Genomic DNA, 15,699 nt, shown 5'->3' on the forward strand with positions numbered 1-15,699 from the left:
ACCCCGGCGGGGCTAACCCGGCGGGGCGTTCGGGGCTTTCAGGGCAAGGCCCGGCGACCTGCCGGCGCCGGCCTCAGGCCGCGGCGCGCTGCGACCGCGGGTCGCGCCACTTGGCCACGAGCTCGGCCCAGCGCGTGCGCGCCGCGGCCAGGTTGCGTTCCTTGACATGGCCGTAGCCGCGGATCTGCTCGGGCAGGCTGGCGATCTCCAGGGCAAGCGCGTGGTTGCCGCCGTTCAGCCCGGCCAGCACTTCGTCGATGCTGGCGCGGTATTCGGCGATCAGCGCGCGCTCGGTCTTGCGTTCCTCGGTACGGCCGAAGACGTCGAGCGCCGTGCCGCGCAGACCCTTGAGCTTGGCGAGCAGCCGGAAGCCGGTCAGCATCGCGGGGCCGAACTTCTGCTTCTGCAGTTCGCCCTTGGCGTTGCGCCTGGCGATGATCGGCGGGGCCAGGTGGTAGTTGAGCTTGAAGTCGCCCTCGAACATGCCCTCGACGCGGTCGAGGAAGCTGCGGTCGGTGTGCAGGCGCGCCACTTCGTACTCGTCCTTGTAGGCCATGAGCTTGAACAGGTAGCGCGCCACCGCTTCGGTCAGGCTGGTCTTGCCCAGCGCCGACTCTGCCTGCTGCACTTTGGCGACGAAGGCCTTGTATTGCCCGGCATAGGCCGAGTTCTGGTAACCGGTGAGGAACTCGGCGCGGCGCTCGACCAGGCTCTCGACCGTGTCGCGCTTCTTGAACTCGATGATCTGGCCGGGCGAGACGCGCTTCTGCACCGCCTCGGGGCGCTGCGCGGCCTGGCGGCCCCATTCGAAAGCGGCCTTGTTGTTCTCGATCGCCACCGCGTTGAGCTCGATCGCGCGCATCAGCGAGGCATGCTCGAGCGGGATCCAGCCCTTCTGCCAGGCATAGCCCAGGATCATCGGGTTGACGTAGATGGTGTCGCCCATCAGCGAAGTCGCGGCCGCATCCGCGTCGAAGGCGCCGACGCCTTCGGCTCCCACCGCGCGCGCGATCTCGGCGGCGCAGGCTTCCTGCGGGTTCTGCCAGTTGGCGTTGCGCACGAAGGCGGCCGTCGGCGTGCTGTGGCTGTTGAGCGCGACATGGGTGCGCCCTTCGCGCATGCGCGCCATGGTTTCGGCATTGACGCTGACCAGCGGGTCGCAGGCCAGCACCAGGTCGGCCGCCGCGGTGCCCACGCGCGTGGTGCGGATGTCGTCCTGCGTGTCACCGATCAGCACATGGCTCCAGGTGGCGCCGCCCTTCTGCGCCAGGCCGGCCGCGTCCTGCGTGACGATGCCCTTGCCCTCGATGTGCGCCGCCATGCCCAGCAGCTGGCCGATGGTGATGACGCCGGTGCCGCCGACGCCCGCCACCACCACGCCCCAGACCTTGCCCCCGGCGAGCAAAGGCAGTGCCGGCTCGGTCAGCGCGCCCAGCTCGGCGGGCGTGGCGGACCTGTCCTTCGCCTTCTTCTTGAGCTGGCCGCCTTCGACGGTGACGAAGCTCGGGCAGAAGCCCTTCAGGCAGCTCATGTCCTTGTTGCAGGTGCTCTGGTTGATGGTGCGCTTGCGGCCGAACTCGGTCTCCAGCGGCTCCACCGACAGGCAGTTGCTCTGCACGCTGCAGTCGCCGCAGCCTTCGCAGACCAGCTCGTTGATGACCACGCGCTTGGCCGGATCGACGGCCGTGCCGCGCTTGCGGCGGCGGCGCTTCTCGGTGGCGCAGGTCTGGTCGTAGATGATGGCCGTGGTGCCCTTGATCTCCCGGAACTCGCGCTGGATCTCGTCCAGCTCGTCGCGATGCCGCACCTTCACGTCCTGGCCGGGCACGTTCACGCCTTCATACTTCTCCGGCTCGTCGGTGACCACGACCACCTTGACCGCGCCTTCGGCATGCAGGCTCTCCGCGATCTGCAGCACCGAATGGCCCTCGGGCCGCTCGCCGACCTGCTGGCCGCCGGTCATGGCGACCGCGTCGTTGTAGAGGATCTTGTAGGTGATGTTGACGCCGGCCGCGATGCTCTGGCGGATGGCGAGCAGGCCGCTGTGGAAGTAGGTGCCGTCGCCGAGGTTGGCGAAGATGTGCTGGTCGGTCGTGAAGGGCTGCTGGCCGACCCATGGCACGCCCTCGCCGCCCATCTGCGTGAAGCCGATGGTGGAACGGTCCATCCAGGTCGCCATGAAGTGGCAGCCGATGCCGCCCATCGCGCGGGAGCCCTCGGGCACCACGGTGCTGGTGTTGTGCGGGCAACCCGAGCAGAACCAGGGCTGGCGGCCCGCGTCCGAGACGCCGGTGGCCTGTGGCGCGGCCATGGCGCGCTCCTTGGCCTCCAGGATGGCCAGTTGCGCATCGATGCGCGCGGCCATGTCGGCGCCGGCGGCAGCCAGGAGGCCGCTCTTCTTCAGGCGCTGGGCGATCGCCTTGGCGATCAGTGCCGGGTTCAGGTCGGCGTTGGAGCGCAAGAGCGTGTGCGAAGTCGGATTGGGCATCGACCATTCGCCGCCGGAGTAGCCCTCGGCCTCGTACACCTCGCCCTCGTCGAACTTGCCGACCACGTTGGGCCGGACGTCGGCGCGCCAGTTGTAGAGCTCTTCCTTGAGCTGGTATTCGATGACCTGGCGCTTCTCCTCGACCACCAGGATCTCCTGCAGGCCGGTCGCGAAGGCGCGCGTGAGCTGCGCCTCCAGCGGCCACACCACCGCGACCTTGTGCAGCCGGATGCCGAGCTGGCGGCAGGCCGCGTCGTCCAGGCCCAGGTCGATCAGCGCCTGGCGCGTGTCGTTGAAGGCCTTGCCGCTGGCCATGATGCCGAAGCGGTCGTTCGGGCCTTCGATCACGTTGTGGTTGAGCCGGTTGGCGCGGATGTAGGCCAGCGCGGCATACCACTTGTAGTGCATGAGCCGCGCTTCCTGCTCCAGCGCATGGTCGGGCCAGCGGATGTGCAGGCCGCCGGGCGGCATCTGGAAGTCGGTGGGCATCACGATCTCGACGCGCTCCGGGTCGATCATCGCGGTGGCGCTCGACTCGACGATCTCCTGGATCGTCTTCATGCCCGACCAGATGCCGGCGAAGCGGCTCATCGCAAAGGCATGGATGCCGAGGTCCAGGATCTCCTGCACGTTGGTCGGGAAGAACACCGGCGTGCCGCAGGCCTTGAAGATGTGGTCGCTCTGGTGCGCCGCGGTCGAGCTCTTGGAGATGTGGTCGTCGCCGGCCACCGCGATCACGCCGCCCCAGGGCGTGGTGCCGGCCATGTTGGCGTGCTTGAAGACGTCGGAGCAGCGGTCCACGCCCGGGCCCTTGCCGTACCAGATGCCGAACACGCCGTCGTACTTGTTGGTGCCCGCGGGCGAGAAGCCGAGCTGCTGGGTGCCCCAGAGCGCGGTGGCCGCAAGCTCTTCGTTCACGCCCGGCTGGAACACGATGTGCTGTTCCTTCAGGTACTTGCTGGCCTTCCAGAGCGCCTGGTCGTAGCCGCCGAGCGGCGAGCCGCGGTAGCCGCTGATGAAGCCGGCCGTGTTCTTGCCGGCCTGCTTGTCGCGCAGGCGCTGCAGCATCGGCAGCTTGACCAGGGCCTGCACGCCGCTCATGAAAGCGCGTCCGTAGTCCAGGCTGTATTTGTCGTCGAGCGTGACCGTTTCTAGGGCCTTGCGGATGTGCTCCGGCAGCGGTGCGTTCATCGTTGTCTCCGTGGCTGTGCCTTGTGGGCGTGGCGATTGGGTGGGCGAGGCGTCCGGGTAGAACATTTCCCGCAGCCATCATGCTCGCAAAGTGTATGCCTGCCGCCTTGATAGGTGTTTGCGTTCTTTGCCCGTTCAAGCAGGCTTTTTGGAAGGATCTTGCTTAAACTAGGCCTTCATGGAAAGCATTGACAAGTTCGACCTCGCGATCCTGCAAGAACTGCAGGCCGATGCCCGGCTCACCAACGCCGAGCTGGCGCAGCGCGTGGGGCTCTCGGCGGCGCCCTGCTGGCGCCGCGTGCGCGCGCTGGAAACGGCCGGCTACATCCGCGGCTACCACGCCGAGATCGACCGCCACAAGATCGGCCTGGGCGTGCTCGCCTTCGTGCGCCTGGACACCGACCGCGCCACCGGCGAGGTCACGCGCAAGATCGAGGAGGCGATCCGCAAGCTGCCCGAGGTGGTGGCCTGCCACTACATCAGCGGCACCGGCATGTTCGAGCTGCAGGTGGTGGCGGAAGACCTGGACGGCTTCTCGCGCTTCGCGCTCAACAGCCTGATGCACCTGCCCAACGTGAAAGACCTGCACACCAGCTTCTCTCTCGGCGAGGTCAAGGCCAGCCGCGCGCTGCCGCTGGGCCACCTGGCGAAGAAGCCGGCGAAGTCCGGGAAGCCGGGCGCGGGACAATAGCGGCTCATGCCACCGATCTCGACCGAGGAAACCCCCATCGCCCCGACGCGCGCGCAGCCGCCGCGCATCGGCCCCTTCGAACCACTCATCAAGCAGCCGGTGTTCCGCATGCTGTGGAGCACCTGGCTGGTCGCCAACATCTGCATGTGGATGAACGACGTGGCGGCGGCCTGGATGATGACCTCGCTGACCACTTCGCCGATCTGGGTTGCGCTGGTGCAATCGGCCTCCACGCTGCCGGTGTTCCTGCTCGGGCTGCCGAGCGGCGCGCTGGCCGACATCCTGGACCGGCGGCGCTGGCTGGTCGCGACCCAGTTCTGGCTCGCCGGCGCCGCCATCGTGCTGTGCGGCGCCGTGGTGCTGGACCTCATGAGCGCGCCGCTGCTGCTGGCTCTGACCTTCGCCAACGGCATCGGCCTGGCGCTGCGCTGGCCGGTGTTCTCCGCCATCGTGCCCGAGCTGGTGCCGCGCACCCACCTGCCGGCCGCGCTCGGGCTCAACGGGCTGGCGATGAACGCCTCGCGCATCGTCGGGCCGCTGCTGGCCGGCACGCTGATCGCGAGCGCCGGCAGCGTCTGGGTGTTCGGGCTCAACGCCGTGCTGTGCGTGGCCTCGGGCTTCATCGTGCTGCGCTGGCGGCGCGAGCACAAGCCCAATCCGCTGGGCCGCGAACGGTTGATCAGCGCGATGCGCGTCGGCGTGCAGTTCGTGCGCCAGTCGCAGCGCATGCGCGCGGTGCTCACGCGCATCTCGATCTTCTTCCTGCACTCGACCGCGCTGCTCGCGCTGCTGCCGCTTCTGGCGCGCAACCTGCAAGGCGGCGGGGCCGGCACCTTCACGCTGCTGCTGGCGGCCATGGGCTCGGGCGCGATCGTGGCGGTGCTGTTCCTGCCGCGGCTGCGCCAGGCGCTCGCGCGCGACCAGCTGGTGATCCGCGGCGCCATGCTGCAGTCCGGCGCCACGGCCGTGATGGCGGTGGCGCCCAACGCCTGGATCGCGGTACCGGCGATGTTCCTCGGCGGCATGGCCTGGATCACGGTCGCCAATTCGCTCTCGGTCTCGGCCCAGCTCGCGCTGCCCGACTGGGTGCGTGCGCGCGGCATGTCGATGTACCAGATGGCCATCATGGGCGCGAGCGCCTTCGGTGCCGCGCTCTGGGGCCAGGTGGCCGAGCTCTCCTCGCTCTACATCAGCCTCGGGATCGCGGCCGTGAGCGGCACGGCGTGCATGCTGGTCGCGCTGCGCTACGTGACCGACGGCGTCGGCGAGGAAGACGACACCAGCCCCGCGCGCAAGGGCTGGGCCGCGGGCCCGCCGGCGGAGGCACCGGGCGAGGAAGGGCGGGTGGTGATCACCGTCGAATACATGATCGACCCCGCGCGCGCCGCCGCCTTCCACATCGTGATGCAGCAGACGCGCCGCGCGCGCCTCGGCCAGGGCGCGATCGGCTGGGAGCTCTTGCACGACATCGCCGAGCCAGGCCGCTACGTCGAGGAGATCGTCGACGAATCGTGGACCGAGCATCTGCGCCGCTTCCACCGCGCGACCGCGGCCGACATGGCGCTGCGCGAGCGGCGCCTGGCCTTCCACCAGGGTGAAACGGTGCCGGTGGTGACGCGCTACGTGGTGCGGCGCTGAGCGCAAGCCGTCAATTGAAGAAGAGCAGCCGCGCCAGCAAGGTGTGGCCGGCCTCCGCCGCCATCAGGCCGACCAGCACCAGCAGGGCCAGCGGCGGCAGCAGGATGGCGTAGACCAGCGACAGCCGTTCCCAGGCCATGTGCATGAAAACCGCGACGATCAGGCCTGCCTTCAGCAGCATGAAGGTGAGGATCAGGCCCCAGCGCAGATAGCCCTGCACATGGAGGTAGTCCACCAGGTAGGACATCGTGCTGAGCACGAACAGGAGCCCCCAGATCTTGAGGTAGAGGCTGATCGGATGTTGCTGGCCGGTGCCGGGGTTCATGGTCGAAGTCCTCACCAGAGATAGAAGAGCGCAAAAATAAACACCCACACCAGATCGACGAAGTGCCAGTACAGGCCGACGATCTCGACGATCTGGTAGTTGCCGCCGCGGTCGTAGTCGCCGCGCAGCAGCTTGAAGGCGATGATGAACAGGAACACCACGCCGCCCGACACGTGCAGTCCGTGGAAGCCGGTGATCATGAAGAAGGCCGAGCCGAACTGCGCCGCGCCCATCGGGTTGCCCCAGGGCCGCACGCCCTCTTCCATGATCAGCTTCGACCATTCGAAGGCCTGCATGCCGACGAAGATCTCGCCGCAGGTGGCGGTCACCAGCATCAGCGTGGCGGCGTTCACCTTGTCGCCGCGGTAGGCGCAATTGACGGCCATCGCCATCGTGCCGCTGCTGCTGATGAGCACGAAGGTCATGATCGCGATCAGGAGCAGCGGGACGTCGGCACCGGCGACGTGCAGCGCGAACACCTCGCTCGGATTGGGCCAGGGCACGACGGTCGAGACGCGCACCGTCATGTAGCCGACGAGAAAGCAGCTGAAGATGAAGGTGTCGCTCAAGAGGAAGATCCACATCATCGCCTTGCCCCACGAGACGTGGAAGGCTTCGCGGTCGGAGGACCAGTCGGCGATCAGCCCGCGCAGGCCTTCGGCTGTGGCGGCCGGGGCCACGGGCACAACGGGCACAACGGGCATTTGCGCGATCGATGCGGCAGTGTTCATGGCAAGCTTCCTCTATCGATCAGGCGGTGCCGCAGATGAAGCGTGCCACCTCCGGCGTCAGCCAGCCCAGCATGGCGAACAACAATAGCCACACCGCCAGCATGAAGTGCCAGTAGCGCGCGACGAGCCCGATGCGCCATGCGAGATCGGCAAGGCGCGCCGCCGGCCGCCATGCGGCGCGTGCCGTCCACGCCCAGCCGGCGAGGCCGCCCGCCACGTGCAGCCCGTGCATGGCGGTCAGCAGATAGAAGAAGCTGCCGCCCGGATTGCCGGCCGGCATCACCTGCGCGGCGAGCAGCGCCTGCCAGGCCCACAGTTGCACCGCCAGGAAGGCCAGCGCGCAGAGGCCGCCGGCGAGCAGCAGGCGGCGCGTCCGCGCCAGGCCGTGGCCGCCACGCGCCGTCGCGCCGGCCTTCGAAAGCGCCACGCCGCCCGCGAACAACAGCGCGGTGCTGAGCCACAGCTGCCACGGCAGCGCGAGCGCGACGGCATCGCTGGCGCTCATGCGCATCACATAGGCCGTGGCGAAGAGCGAGAACAGCGCGGTGGCCACGCCCATGAACACCCACAGGCCGATGCTCGCGGCGGCCGCGTGATCACGTTCTGCAAAAGGCAGCGCGGCGATCGCGTTCATGTCGGTGCCCCCCGAACCTCGTCGTCCTTGCCCTTGTAGGCCTCGGGTTCCATGCCGCCCGCCTCGGGCGGCTCGTTCTGCGCGACGTAGTCCTTCGGACCGTCCGGCACGCCGTAGCCATAAGCCCAGCGGTAGACCACCGGCAGCTCCGGCCCCCAGTTGCCGTGCACCGGCGGCGTCTGCGGCGTCTGCCATTCCAGCGAGGCGGCGCGCCAGGGGTTGGCATCGGCGCGCCGGCCGTAGCGCAGGCTCCAGACGAGGTTGAAGATGAACAGCAGCTGCGCCGCGCCGACGACGAGCGCCACCACGGTGATGAAGGTGTTCAGGCTGTACGCGGACGGCGGGATGAACGCGTAGTTGTCGAAGTTGTAGTAGCGCCGCGGCATGCCCTGCACGCCGAGGTAGTGCATCGGGAAATAGATCAGGTAGGTGCCGATGAAGGTGATCCAGAAATGCAGCTGCCCGAGCCAGTCGTTGAGCATGCGGCCGGTCACCTTGGGATACCAGTGATAGATGCCGCCGAAGACCACCAAGAGCGGCGCCACGCCCATCACCATGTGGAAGTGCGCCACCACGAAGTAGGTGCCCGAGAGCGGGATGTCGACGCTCACGTTGCCGAGGAAGAGGCCGGTCAGCCCGCCGATGACGAAGGTGCAGATGAAGGCCAGCGAGAACAGCATCGGCACCGACAGGTGTATGTCGCCGCGCCACAGCGTGAGCAGCCAGTTGTAGACCTTGATGGCAGTCGGCACCGCGATGACCAGCGTGGTGGTCGCGAAGAAGAAGGCGAAGTACGGGTTCATGCCGGCGACGAACATGTGGTGCGCCCACACCACGAGGCTCAAGCCCCCGATGGCGACGATGGCCCAGACCATCATGCGGTAGCCGAAGATGCTCTTGCGCGCATGCACGCTGATCAGGTCGGAGACGATGCCGAAGGCCGGCAGCGCCACGATGTAGACCTCGGGATGGCCGAAGAACCAGAACAGGTGCTGGAACAGCAGCGGACTGCCGCCCTTGTACTGGGTCGCCTTCCCCATCGAGAGCAGCGCCGGCATGAAGAAGCTGGTGCCCGCCACGCGGTCGAGCAGCAGCATCACGCCGCTGACGAACAGCGCCGGAAAACCGAGCAGCGCGAGGATGGTGGCGACGAAGATGCCCCATACCGTCAGCGGCATGCGCAGCAGCGTCATGCCCTTGCAGCGCGCCTGCAGCACGGTGGTCACGTAGTTGAGGCCTCCCATCGTCGTGGCGACGATGAAGATCACGAGCGAGATCAGCATCAGGATGATGCCGCCGTCGTGCCCCGGCGTGCCGGGCAGGATCGACTGCGGCGGGTACAGCGTCCACCCCGCGCCGGTGGGTCCGCCGGCAACGAAGAAGCTCGCCATCAGCACGATCACCGACAGCAGGTAGACCCAGAAGCTCAGCATGTTGAGATACGGGAACACCATGTCGCGCGCGCCCACCATCAACGGGATCAGGTAGTTGCCGAAGCCGCCGAGGAAGAGCGCGGTGAGCAGGTAGATCACCATGATCATCCCGTGCATGGTGACGAACTGGTAGTAGCGCTCGGGCGTGATGAACTCGAACACGCCGGGGAAGCCCAGCTGCAGGCGCATCAGGTTGGACAGCACCACGCCGATCACGCCCACCGTGATGGCCGTGCAGGCGTACTGGATCGCGATCACCTTGTGGTCCTGGCTCCAGACGTAGCGCGTCAGGAAAGTCTGCGGCGCGTGGTGGCCGGCAGTGTCGGCGATATCGCCGGTGGGGGTGGGAATCGCGCTCATCTTTGCGCCTTCTGTTCACCGGCAGCCTGCGCCGGCGGGCCGCCGAGGGTCTGGATGTAGGCCACCAGCGCGGCCAGCTCTTCGTCGCTCAGCTCGATCTTCGGCATCACCGGCGCGAAGCCCTTGATGCCGCGCGCCTGCGGATCGCGGACGAAGTCGCGCAGGAATTTTTCATCGACCTTCGCGGTGGAGCCGTCGCGCAGGCTTTCGGTCTTGCCGTACAGGCCTTTCCATGTCGGCCCCACGCGCGGGCTGCCGTCGATCGTGTGGCAGGCCACGCAGCCCTTGGCATCCGCCAGCGCGCGGCCCCGCTCGGCCAGCGAACCGGCGCCGGCCCCCGCTGCGGCAGCGGCGCGCACGTTGGCCTGCATCGCGGCGAAGGTCGGCAGCGCGTCGCGCCAGGCCTGGAAGCTCGCCGCGTCCTCCACCACCACGTGGGCGCGCATGTTGGGATGGCCGACGCCGCACAGCTGCGAGCACAGCGCCTCGTAGCGGCCGGTCACGGTCGGCGTGAACCAGAAGGTGCTGACCTGCCCCGGCACCGTGTTCATGCGGGCACGGAAGGGCGGCACGTAGAAGTCGTGCAGCACGTCGTGCGAACGCAGCAGCACGTTCACCGGCTTGCCCAGCGGCAGGTGCACCTCGTCCGCCGCGATCAGGATGTCGTCCTGCCCGGCCGCGTCGGCGGGGTCGAGGCCGAAGGGATTGGTCGCGCTGACGAAGCGCGTCTCGGTCAGCCCCAGCTTGCCGTCCGCGCCGGCGAAGCGGAAGCGCCACTGCCACTGCTGGCCCAGCACTTCCAGCGTGAGGGCGTCATGCGGCGTCTTGACGTAGTTCGCGTACACCACCAGGCCGGGCGCCAGGAGCGCGATGATGCCCACGGTGGTGACGCCGATCAGCCAGCGCTCCAGCGACTTGCTCTCGGGCTGCCGGACCGCGCGCACGCCCTCGCGGTGGCGAAAGCGCACCAGCGTGTAGACGACGAAGAGGTTGATGACGACGAAGAACAGGCCCGTGATCACCAGCGTGATGGTCAGGGTGTCGTCCATCGGCTTCCAGTTGGATGCCAGGGGAGTGATCCACCACGGATTGACAATGTGAAAAAGCACCGATGCGACGACGATGATTGCGAGCGCGATGGCCATGATCATGTGTGGCACCTCGACTCGTCATCGGCGATTCGCAGTCCACGCGCTTCAGGGCAGCGCGGGGACCAGCCGCTCCTCGCCCTCGAAACGGGCCTCCGGATGGGCGGTTCGCAACAGCGCATCGATGGCCTGCACGCGCGACGGCGCCAGGTCCACCATCAGAAGAATCTGCCCGCGCCCGATCGCGCCTTCGAAGCGCGCAAGCCGCGGACTGGGAATGGAGATGCCGATCATGCTGGCCGACCAGGCACCGATCAGGCCTCCGAGCACGGCCAGCAGCGCAGCCGTTTCCCATTCGGGTGCCTCCCCGACGACGGGGAACAGCAGCGCGGCCACGAGCCCGACCGCGGTACCGACGGCGCCGCCGATCACCAGACCGCTTTCTGCGGCATGAACGACGTCCGAGGTTTGCAGCGCGTTGGCCGCATGGAGCCCGGTCATGTCCATGCCTTCGGCAGCGGCGAAATGAATGTGCGCAGCGTCGACGCGCGCCTGCACAAGATCGTGCATCGCCCGCCTGGCACTCGCCGGATCCGGCATCAGCCAGTAAATGCGTCTCTTCATGGCGCTCTCCTTCCTCGTCTTGCGACGAGACAAAGAAACCATAGATGACTTATAGGCCAGGGGGAGGCCGTTAGCAACCCCACGCCGCCTCTAAAGGCGACGCCGGGGCAATCAGCCGAGCGGAAGGAACAGCCGCGCCAGTCCCTTGGCGCTCACGAGCTTGCCGGGATTGTGTGTCTCCTCGAGCACGCCGGCGAGGCGCCCGACGATGCGCGCGCTGCGGCGCGCACGCCAGATCACGAGATCGGCCAGCCACGGGTGTTCGTTGACGCGATTGGCCTGCGCGTAGGCGGCGAAGCGCGGCTTCAGCGCGGCGAGCGCGGCTTCGTAATGCGAGCGCACCGCCGCATCCTCGCCCGGCCCTGGTTCGCGGCCTTCGACCAGCGCTTCTGTAGCGAGCATGCCGGTCTCCAGCGCCTTGCCGATGCCCTCGCCGGTGAACAGATAGGTGCTGCCCGCCGCCTCCCCCGCCACCAGCAGCCCGGGCCGCGACCAGCGCGCGCCTTCGAGCGAACAGCGCAGCGGCGCGCCCTTCAGCGCGCCGACCTGCGTGCCGCCCTGCAGCAGCTCGTGGGCCGGCGCATGCAGGTGCGCGAAGGCGGCGAAGAGCTCGCGCAGGTTGCGCTCCGGCATCGCTGCCTGATCCTGGCCGTGGGTGATGAGCCCGACACCGACATTGAACATGCCGGCGCCGCAAGGAAAGATCCAGCCGTAGCCGCCGCGCAGCGCGCGGTGCCACACGACTTCGAGCCCGGTGATGCGCGCGGCCATCGCCTCGTTCTTCACGTAGCCGCGCAGCGCGAAGCCGCTCGGCGCGCGCCGCACGCAGACGCCTGCCGCAATCAAAGGATCCGTCGCCGCGCCGGTGGCGAGCACGGTCCAGCGCGCGCGCAGCTCGTGCATGCTGCTGCCGGCCAGCCTGAGCCGTGCTCCGACCACGCGCTGGCCGGCATCGAAGAGCAGTGCATCGAAGCGCGCCGGCGCGAGCCAGCGCGCGCCAGCCGCCAGCGCGGCCCGGCGCACGATGTCGTCGAGTTCGCGGCGCGGCAGCACAGCCAGCTGGGCCGGCACCTCGACCCGTCCGCCGTGCGGCGCGATGCAGCCGACATGCCTTGCGCTGCGTGCGCGTGCCAGCACTTCGTCGAGCACGCCGAGCCGCGCGAGCGCGCGGTGCGCATCGGGAATCAGGCCGTCGCCGCAGACCTTATCGCGCGGGAAGTCGTGCCGGTCGCACAGCACGACATCGAACCCGGCGCGCGCGAGCATCTGCGCGCAGGCGCTGCCGGCCGGCCCGGCGCCGACCACGAGCACCTCGCACGAAGCAGGGACAGAATGCATCGTCATGGCGACATGGAGGTCAACGATGAAACGCTCGACGCATCGTACGTGGAAGCGATGGGCCTTCGCCCTTCTCGTGCTCGCGGTGCTGGTCGCCGCCTTGTTCGTGCCGATGAATGCGGGGCGCACCCGCATCGTCACCGAGGCCGACATCGCGCGGCCGCCGGCGGAAGTTTTCGCCTACGTCACGACGCCGGCCAACTGGCCGCGCTGGCACCCGTCCTCGCTCGCCGTCAGCGGCGATGCCGATCATCCGCTCACGGTCGGCGAGTCGGTCGTGGAGGACTTCCAGGTCGCCGGGCGCCGCGGGCGCGTGACCTGGCGCGTCACGGCGCGCGAGCCCGAACGGCTCTGGCGCATCGCCGGCGAGATCGACGGCCGCGCGGCCGGCGTCGTCAGCTACTCGCTCGCACCCGCGGCGGGCGGCACGCACTTCGTGCGCGAGTTCGAATACCGCGCACCCAATCTGCTGTTCGCGCTGCTGAACCGCTTCAGCCTGCGCGCGCGCATCGATGCCGAGTCGGCGCAGGCCGTGCGGCAACTGAAGGCGACGCTCGAGGGCAAGCATTGAGCATGGTCAAGCTGCGTGTCGGACTTGCGCGACCTGGTCGCGCATCGACCGGCTGCGGCGCCAGGCCGCCGGCGGCGCGCCGTACTCGCGCCGGAAGGCGCGGCTGAAGGCCGTGTCGGTCTGGTAGCCCACGTCCTCCGCGATGCTGGCCAGCGGGGCATTGCTGCGGCACAGCAGATTGGCGGCCAAGAGCATGCGCCACTGCGTCAGGTACTGCATCGGCGAGCTTCCCACCAGCTGCTGGAAGCGCTCGGCCAGCACCGACCTCGAACTGCCGACCGTGCGAGCGAGCTCGTCCAGCGTCCAGGCATGGGCCGGGCTCTTGTGCAGCGCGTTCAGGGCGGCGCCGACGATCCGGTCGCCCACGCCCGCCAGCCAGCCGGTGCGTCCCTCGCCCTGCTCGTTCATGTACAGGCGCAGGACTTCGATGAACAGCACCTCGGACAGCTTGGCCAGCACGCCGGCGCCGCCCGGCCGCGGCGACCGCGCCTCGGCCAGCGCGTAGCGAACGGAGGCCTCCAGCCAGGTGCCGGCATTCGATCCGCGCACATTGACCCGGACCAGCGCAGGCAGCCCCGCCAGCAGCATCCCCGCGAGGCGGGCATCGCAAGCGAGATAGCCGCACACCAGGCGCGTGGTCGCACCGCCGCCGCCGTAGGCCAGCTGGCGCGGCCGGCGCGTCAGCACCTCGGCGAGCCGCCCCCCGGTGGCCGGCGGCAGCCCCGGCTGCGAAGTCATGCGATGCGCATCGCCCTGCGGAAAGATGATGGCGTCGCCCGCCATCAGGTGCACCGGCGGCTCGCCGGCGAGCTCGACATAGCACTCGCCCTCGGTGATCAGGTGGAAGATCACCACGCGCTCGGCGCCGGGCTCCAGGATCGGCGCCACCGTATCGGCGCGCGGCGACTGGTAGCACCAGGGCGCGGTGAACCGGGCGTTGATGAAGATGGCGCCGACCAGCCGCACGACGCGAAGGGTCTCGGACAGGGCGTCCATCAGCTGTCACCCACCTCGATGCGCAGGGTCACCGGCACCGCGAGCTGAATCGCCCAAGACATCGGCGAACAGCGATGACTCTCTTCGACCAGCGTTCGCAAGCGCTGCGGCGCCACGCCGGGTGCGGAGATCCGCACGAACAGTTGCATGTCCAGTGGCCCGGCGATCACCGGCGTGCCGTCGGCCTCCGCCACGTCCAGCATGCCGCGCGCATCCGAATGGCTGTCGACCCGCACCTCGAGTTGCTCCAGTTCGATTCGCTCGGTGGCAGCGCCCATCGCGATGCGGGTGGCGACGCAGGATGCGAATCCGGCGCGCAGCAGCCAGCCCGGCGTGACCCGATCGCCGCCACCGCCGAATTCGCCCGGCATGTCGGTCGCCACCTCGGTCCCGTTCGCATGGCTGGCGATCACCCCCAAAGCGCCTGTCCAACGCGCCACGGCCTGCGAGTCTTCGTGAAGGCCGGCCTCGGGGCGCCGCCGCAGCACCGCCTCCACCCGCTGCAATGCCGCCGCGATGTCTTCTGCTGCCATGGGTTGCTCTCCGCATCGAACTGGATACAGCCATTCTGGGCGCGTCGGCGCGCGGCGCCTAGAGGAGATATGGACTATGCCGCTCGGACGGATGAATGGGCAACCGGCCCGGACGCTCGGCATGCCGACGGCCGCATTGCGGACGATGGGGCAGGCCAGGCCGACGCGCAGGCAGGACGCCGCCGCGGCGGCGCGCGACAGTTCAGGCCTTCCCCCACTTCAACACCCCAAGGACCAGCGCCATGAATGCACCCGTCGATTTCAACGCCATCAAGAGCCGCCAGATGACCGCCTGGGCCAGCGGCGACTACGCCGTGATCGGCACCACGCTGCAGCTGGTGGGCGAGCAGCTGGCCGAGGCCTGCGACCTGCGCTGCGACGAGCGTGTGCTCGACGTCGCGGCCGGCAACGGCAATGTCACGCTGGCCGCAGCGCGGCGCGGCTGCCAGGTGACTTCGACCGACTACGTGGCCGCGCTGCTCGACCGCGGCGCCGAGCGCGCGCGTGCAGAACGCCTGAACGTGGAGTTCCAGACCGCGGACGCCGAGGCGCTGCCCTTCAAGGACGCCAGCTTCGACGCCGTACTGTCGACCTTCGGCGTCATGTTCACGCCCGACCACGCGAAGGCGGCCTCCGAACTGGCGCGCGTGTGCCGCCCCGGCGGCCGCATCGGCCTCGCCAACTGGACGCCCGAGGGCTTCATCGGCCAGCTGTTCAAGGTGCTGGGCCGCCACCTGCCGCCGCCGGCGGGCGTGCAGCCGCCTTCGCTGTGGGGCACCGAGGCGCACCTGAAAGAACTCTTCGGCGAACGCGCCGCGTCGATCGCGATCACGCAGCGGCAGTTCAACTTCCGCTACCGTTCGGCCGCGCATTTCATCGAGGTGTTCCGTACCTGGTACGGGCCGGTCCACAAGGCCTTCGCGGCCCTGCCCGCCGACGGCGCCGCCGCGCTGGAACGCGATCTGACGGAGCTGCTGGACCGCAGCAACCGGGCCGGCCCGGCATCGCTGGTCGTGCCCAGCGACTACCTCGAAATCGTGGTCACGCGGCGCTGAACC

At 68.8% G+C, this 15,699-nt stretch carries 14 protein-coding genes; 4 read left to right on the forward strand and 10 right to left on the reverse strand.

Annotated features, from left to right (window positions below; genetic code table 11):
* Positions 1–73: 73 nt before the first annotated feature.
* A complete protein-coding gene (locus ACSQ86_RS27915) occupies positions 74–3,679 on the reverse strand; it encodes an indolepyruvate ferredoxin oxidoreductase family protein (protein ID WP_436310048.1) in 3,606 nt (1,201 codons plus the stop codon).
* A 178-nt stretch (positions 3,680–3,857) separates the two neighbouring features.
* Between ACSQ86_RS27915 and ACSQ86_RS27920 the strand changes: the two genes are divergently transcribed.
* Positions 3,858–4,370, forward strand: a complete 513-nt coding sequence (locus ACSQ86_RS27920) for an Lrp/AsnC family transcriptional regulator (protein ID WP_093108646.1) — start codon at positions 3,858–3,860, stop codon at positions 4,368–4,370.
* Positions 4,371–4,376: 6 nt separating this feature from the next.
* A complete protein-coding gene (locus ACSQ86_RS27925; RefSeq protein WP_436310049.1) occupies positions 4,377–6,008 on the forward strand; it encodes an MFS transporter in 1,632 nt (543 codons plus the stop codon).
* A gap of 10 nt (positions 6,009–6,018) precedes the next feature.
* Here the strand turns inward: ACSQ86_RS27925 and ACSQ86_RS27930 are convergent, their stop codons facing one another.
* The 7 genes from ACSQ86_RS27930 to ACSQ86_RS27960 form a co-directional block, all read right to left on the reverse strand.
* On the reverse strand, positions 6,019–6,333 hold the full coding sequence (locus tag ACSQ86_RS27930; protein WP_093108644.1) for a cytochrome C oxidase subunit IV family protein: 315 nt from the start codon (positions 6,331–6,333) through the stop codon (positions 6,019–6,021).
* 11 nt (positions 6,334–6,344) lie between these two features.
* Positions 6,345–7,064, reverse strand: coding sequence for a heme-copper oxidase subunit III family protein (locus ACSQ86_RS27935; RefSeq protein ID WP_436310050.1), 720 nt, complete (start codon positions 7,062–7,064; stop codon positions 6,345–6,347).
* A gap of 19 nt (positions 7,065–7,083) precedes the next feature.
* Positions 7,084–7,698: a cytochrome c oxidase subunit 3 gene (locus ACSQ86_RS27940; protein WP_436310051.1), complete on the reverse strand. Its 615-nt coding sequence runs from the start codon at positions 7,696–7,698 to the stop codon at positions 7,084–7,086.
* On the reverse strand, positions 7,695–9,491 hold the full coding sequence (gene ctaD / locus ACSQ86_RS27945; protein ID WP_436305963.1) for a cytochrome c oxidase subunit I: 1,797 nt from the start codon (positions 9,489–9,491) through the stop codon (positions 7,695–7,697). The genes ACSQ86_RS27940 and ctaD overlap by 4 nt, the downstream gene beginning before the upstream one ends.
* Positions 9,488–10,642 carry a cytochrome c oxidase subunit II gene (locus ACSQ86_RS27950; RefSeq protein ID WP_436305964.1) on the reverse strand — a complete coding sequence of 385 codons (1,155 nt, stop codon included), beginning with the start codon at positions 10,640–10,642 and terminating at the stop codon, positions 9,488–9,490. Before ACSQ86_RS27950 ends, ctaD begins: the two co-directional genes overlap by 4 nt.
* Positions 10,643–10,687: 45 nt before the next feature.
* Positions 10,688–11,203, reverse strand: coding sequence for a DUF1269 domain-containing protein (locus ACSQ86_RS27955; RefSeq protein ID WP_436310052.1), 516 nt, complete (start codon positions 11,201–11,203; stop codon positions 10,688–10,690).
* A gap of 111 nt (positions 11,204–11,314) precedes the next feature.
* Complete coding sequence (locus tag ACSQ86_RS27960) at positions 11,315–12,547, reverse strand: NAD(P)/FAD-dependent oxidoreductase (RefSeq protein WP_436310053.1); 1,233 nt, start codon at positions 12,545–12,547, stop codon at positions 11,315–11,317.
* A gap of 19 nt (positions 12,548–12,566) precedes the next feature.
* Here ACSQ86_RS27960 and ACSQ86_RS27965 point away from each other — a divergent pair, with 19 nt between their 5' ends.
* Positions 12,567–13,112, forward strand: coding sequence for an SRPBCC family protein (locus tag ACSQ86_RS27965; protein WP_436305967.1), 546 nt, complete (start codon positions 12,567–12,569; stop codon positions 13,110–13,112).
* A gap of 6 nt (positions 13,113–13,118) precedes the next feature.
* Here the strand turns inward: ACSQ86_RS27965 and ACSQ86_RS27970 are convergent, their stop codons facing one another.
* Together ACSQ86_RS27970 and ACSQ86_RS27975 are read right to left on the reverse strand one after the other, a co-directional pair.
* The gene (locus ACSQ86_RS27970) at positions 13,119–14,108 is read right to left on the reverse strand and encodes an AraC family transcriptional regulator (protein ID WP_436305968.1); all 990 of its coding nucleotides are present in this window, start codon (positions 14,106–14,108) and stop codon (positions 13,119–13,121) included.
* Positions 14,108–14,641, reverse strand: coding sequence for an OsmC family protein (locus ACSQ86_RS27975; RefSeq protein WP_436305969.1), 534 nt, complete (start codon positions 14,639–14,641; stop codon positions 14,108–14,110). Before ACSQ86_RS27975 ends, ACSQ86_RS27970 begins: the two co-directional genes overlap by 1 nt.
* 242 nt (positions 14,642–14,883) lie before the next feature.
* Here ACSQ86_RS27975 and ACSQ86_RS27980 point away from each other — a divergent pair, with 242 nt between their 5' ends.
* The gene (locus ACSQ86_RS27980) at positions 14,884–15,696 is read left to right on the forward strand and encodes a class I SAM-dependent methyltransferase (RefSeq protein WP_436305970.1); all 813 of its coding nucleotides are present in this window, start codon (positions 14,884–14,886) and stop codon (positions 15,694–15,696) included.
* The last annotated feature ends 3 nt before the right edge of the window (positions 15,697–15,699 follow it).

Source organism: Variovorax sp. LjRoot130 (genome assembly GCF_964253755.1).
In the GTDB taxonomy this organism is placed as follows: Bacteria; Pseudomonadota; Gammaproteobacteria; order Burkholderiales; family Burkholderiaceae_C; genus Variovorax.

Excerpts from the sequence above, each read along its gene's own strand:
- ACSQ86_RS27980 (WP_436305970.1), top strand. The coding sequence starts at position 14,884 with ATGAATGCACCCGTCGATTTCAACGCCATCAAGAGCCGCCAGATGACC.
- ctaD (WP_436305963.1), bottom strand. The coding sequence starts at position 9,491 with ATGAGCGCGATTCCCACCCCCACCGGCGATATCGCCGACACTGCCGGC.
- ACSQ86_RS27965 (WP_436305967.1), top strand. The coding sequence starts at position 12,567 with ATGAAACGCTCGACGCATCGTACGTGGAAGCGATGGGCCTTCGCCCTT.
- ACSQ86_RS27955 (WP_436310052.1), bottom strand. The coding sequence starts at position 11,203 with ATGAAGAGACGCATTTACTGGCTGATGCCGGATCCGGCGAGTGCCAGG.
- ACSQ86_RS27920 (WP_093108646.1), top strand. The coding sequence starts at position 3,858 with ATGGAAAGCATTGACAAGTTCGACCTCGCGATCCTGCAAGAACTGCAG.
- ACSQ86_RS27925 (WP_436310049.1), top strand. The coding sequence starts at position 4,377 with ATGCCACCGATCTCGACCGAGGAAACCCCCATCGCCCCGACGCGCGCG.
- ACSQ86_RS27930 (WP_093108644.1), bottom strand. The coding sequence starts at position 6,333 with ATGAACCCCGGCACCGGCCAGCAACATCCGATCAGCCTCTACCTCAAG.
- ACSQ86_RS27940 (WP_436310051.1), bottom strand. The coding sequence starts at position 7,698 with ATGAACGCGATCGCCGCGCTGCCTTTTGCAGAACGTGATCACGCGGCC.
- ACSQ86_RS27960 (WP_436310053.1), bottom strand. The coding sequence starts at position 12,547 with ATGACGATGCATTCTGTCCCTGCTTCGTGCGAGGTGCTCGTGGTCGGC.
- ACSQ86_RS27950 (WP_436305964.1), bottom strand. The coding sequence starts at position 10,642 with ATGATCATGGCCATCGCGCTCGCAATCATCGTCGTCGCATCGGTGCTT.
- ACSQ86_RS27915 (WP_436310048.1), bottom strand. The coding sequence starts at position 3,679 with ATGAACGCACCGCTGCCGGAGCACATCCGCAAGGCCCTAGAAACGGTC.
- ACSQ86_RS27935 (WP_436310050.1), bottom strand. The coding sequence starts at position 7,064 with ATGAACACTGCCGCATCGATCGCGCAAATGCCCGTTGTGCCCGTTGTG.
- ACSQ86_RS27975 (WP_436305969.1), bottom strand. The coding sequence starts at position 14,641 with ATGGCAGCAGAAGACATCGCGGCGGCATTGCAGCGGGTGGAGGCGGTG.
- ACSQ86_RS27970 (WP_436305968.1), bottom strand. The coding sequence starts at position 14,108 with ATGGACGCCCTGTCCGAGACCCTTCGCGTCGTGCGGCTGGTCGGCGCC.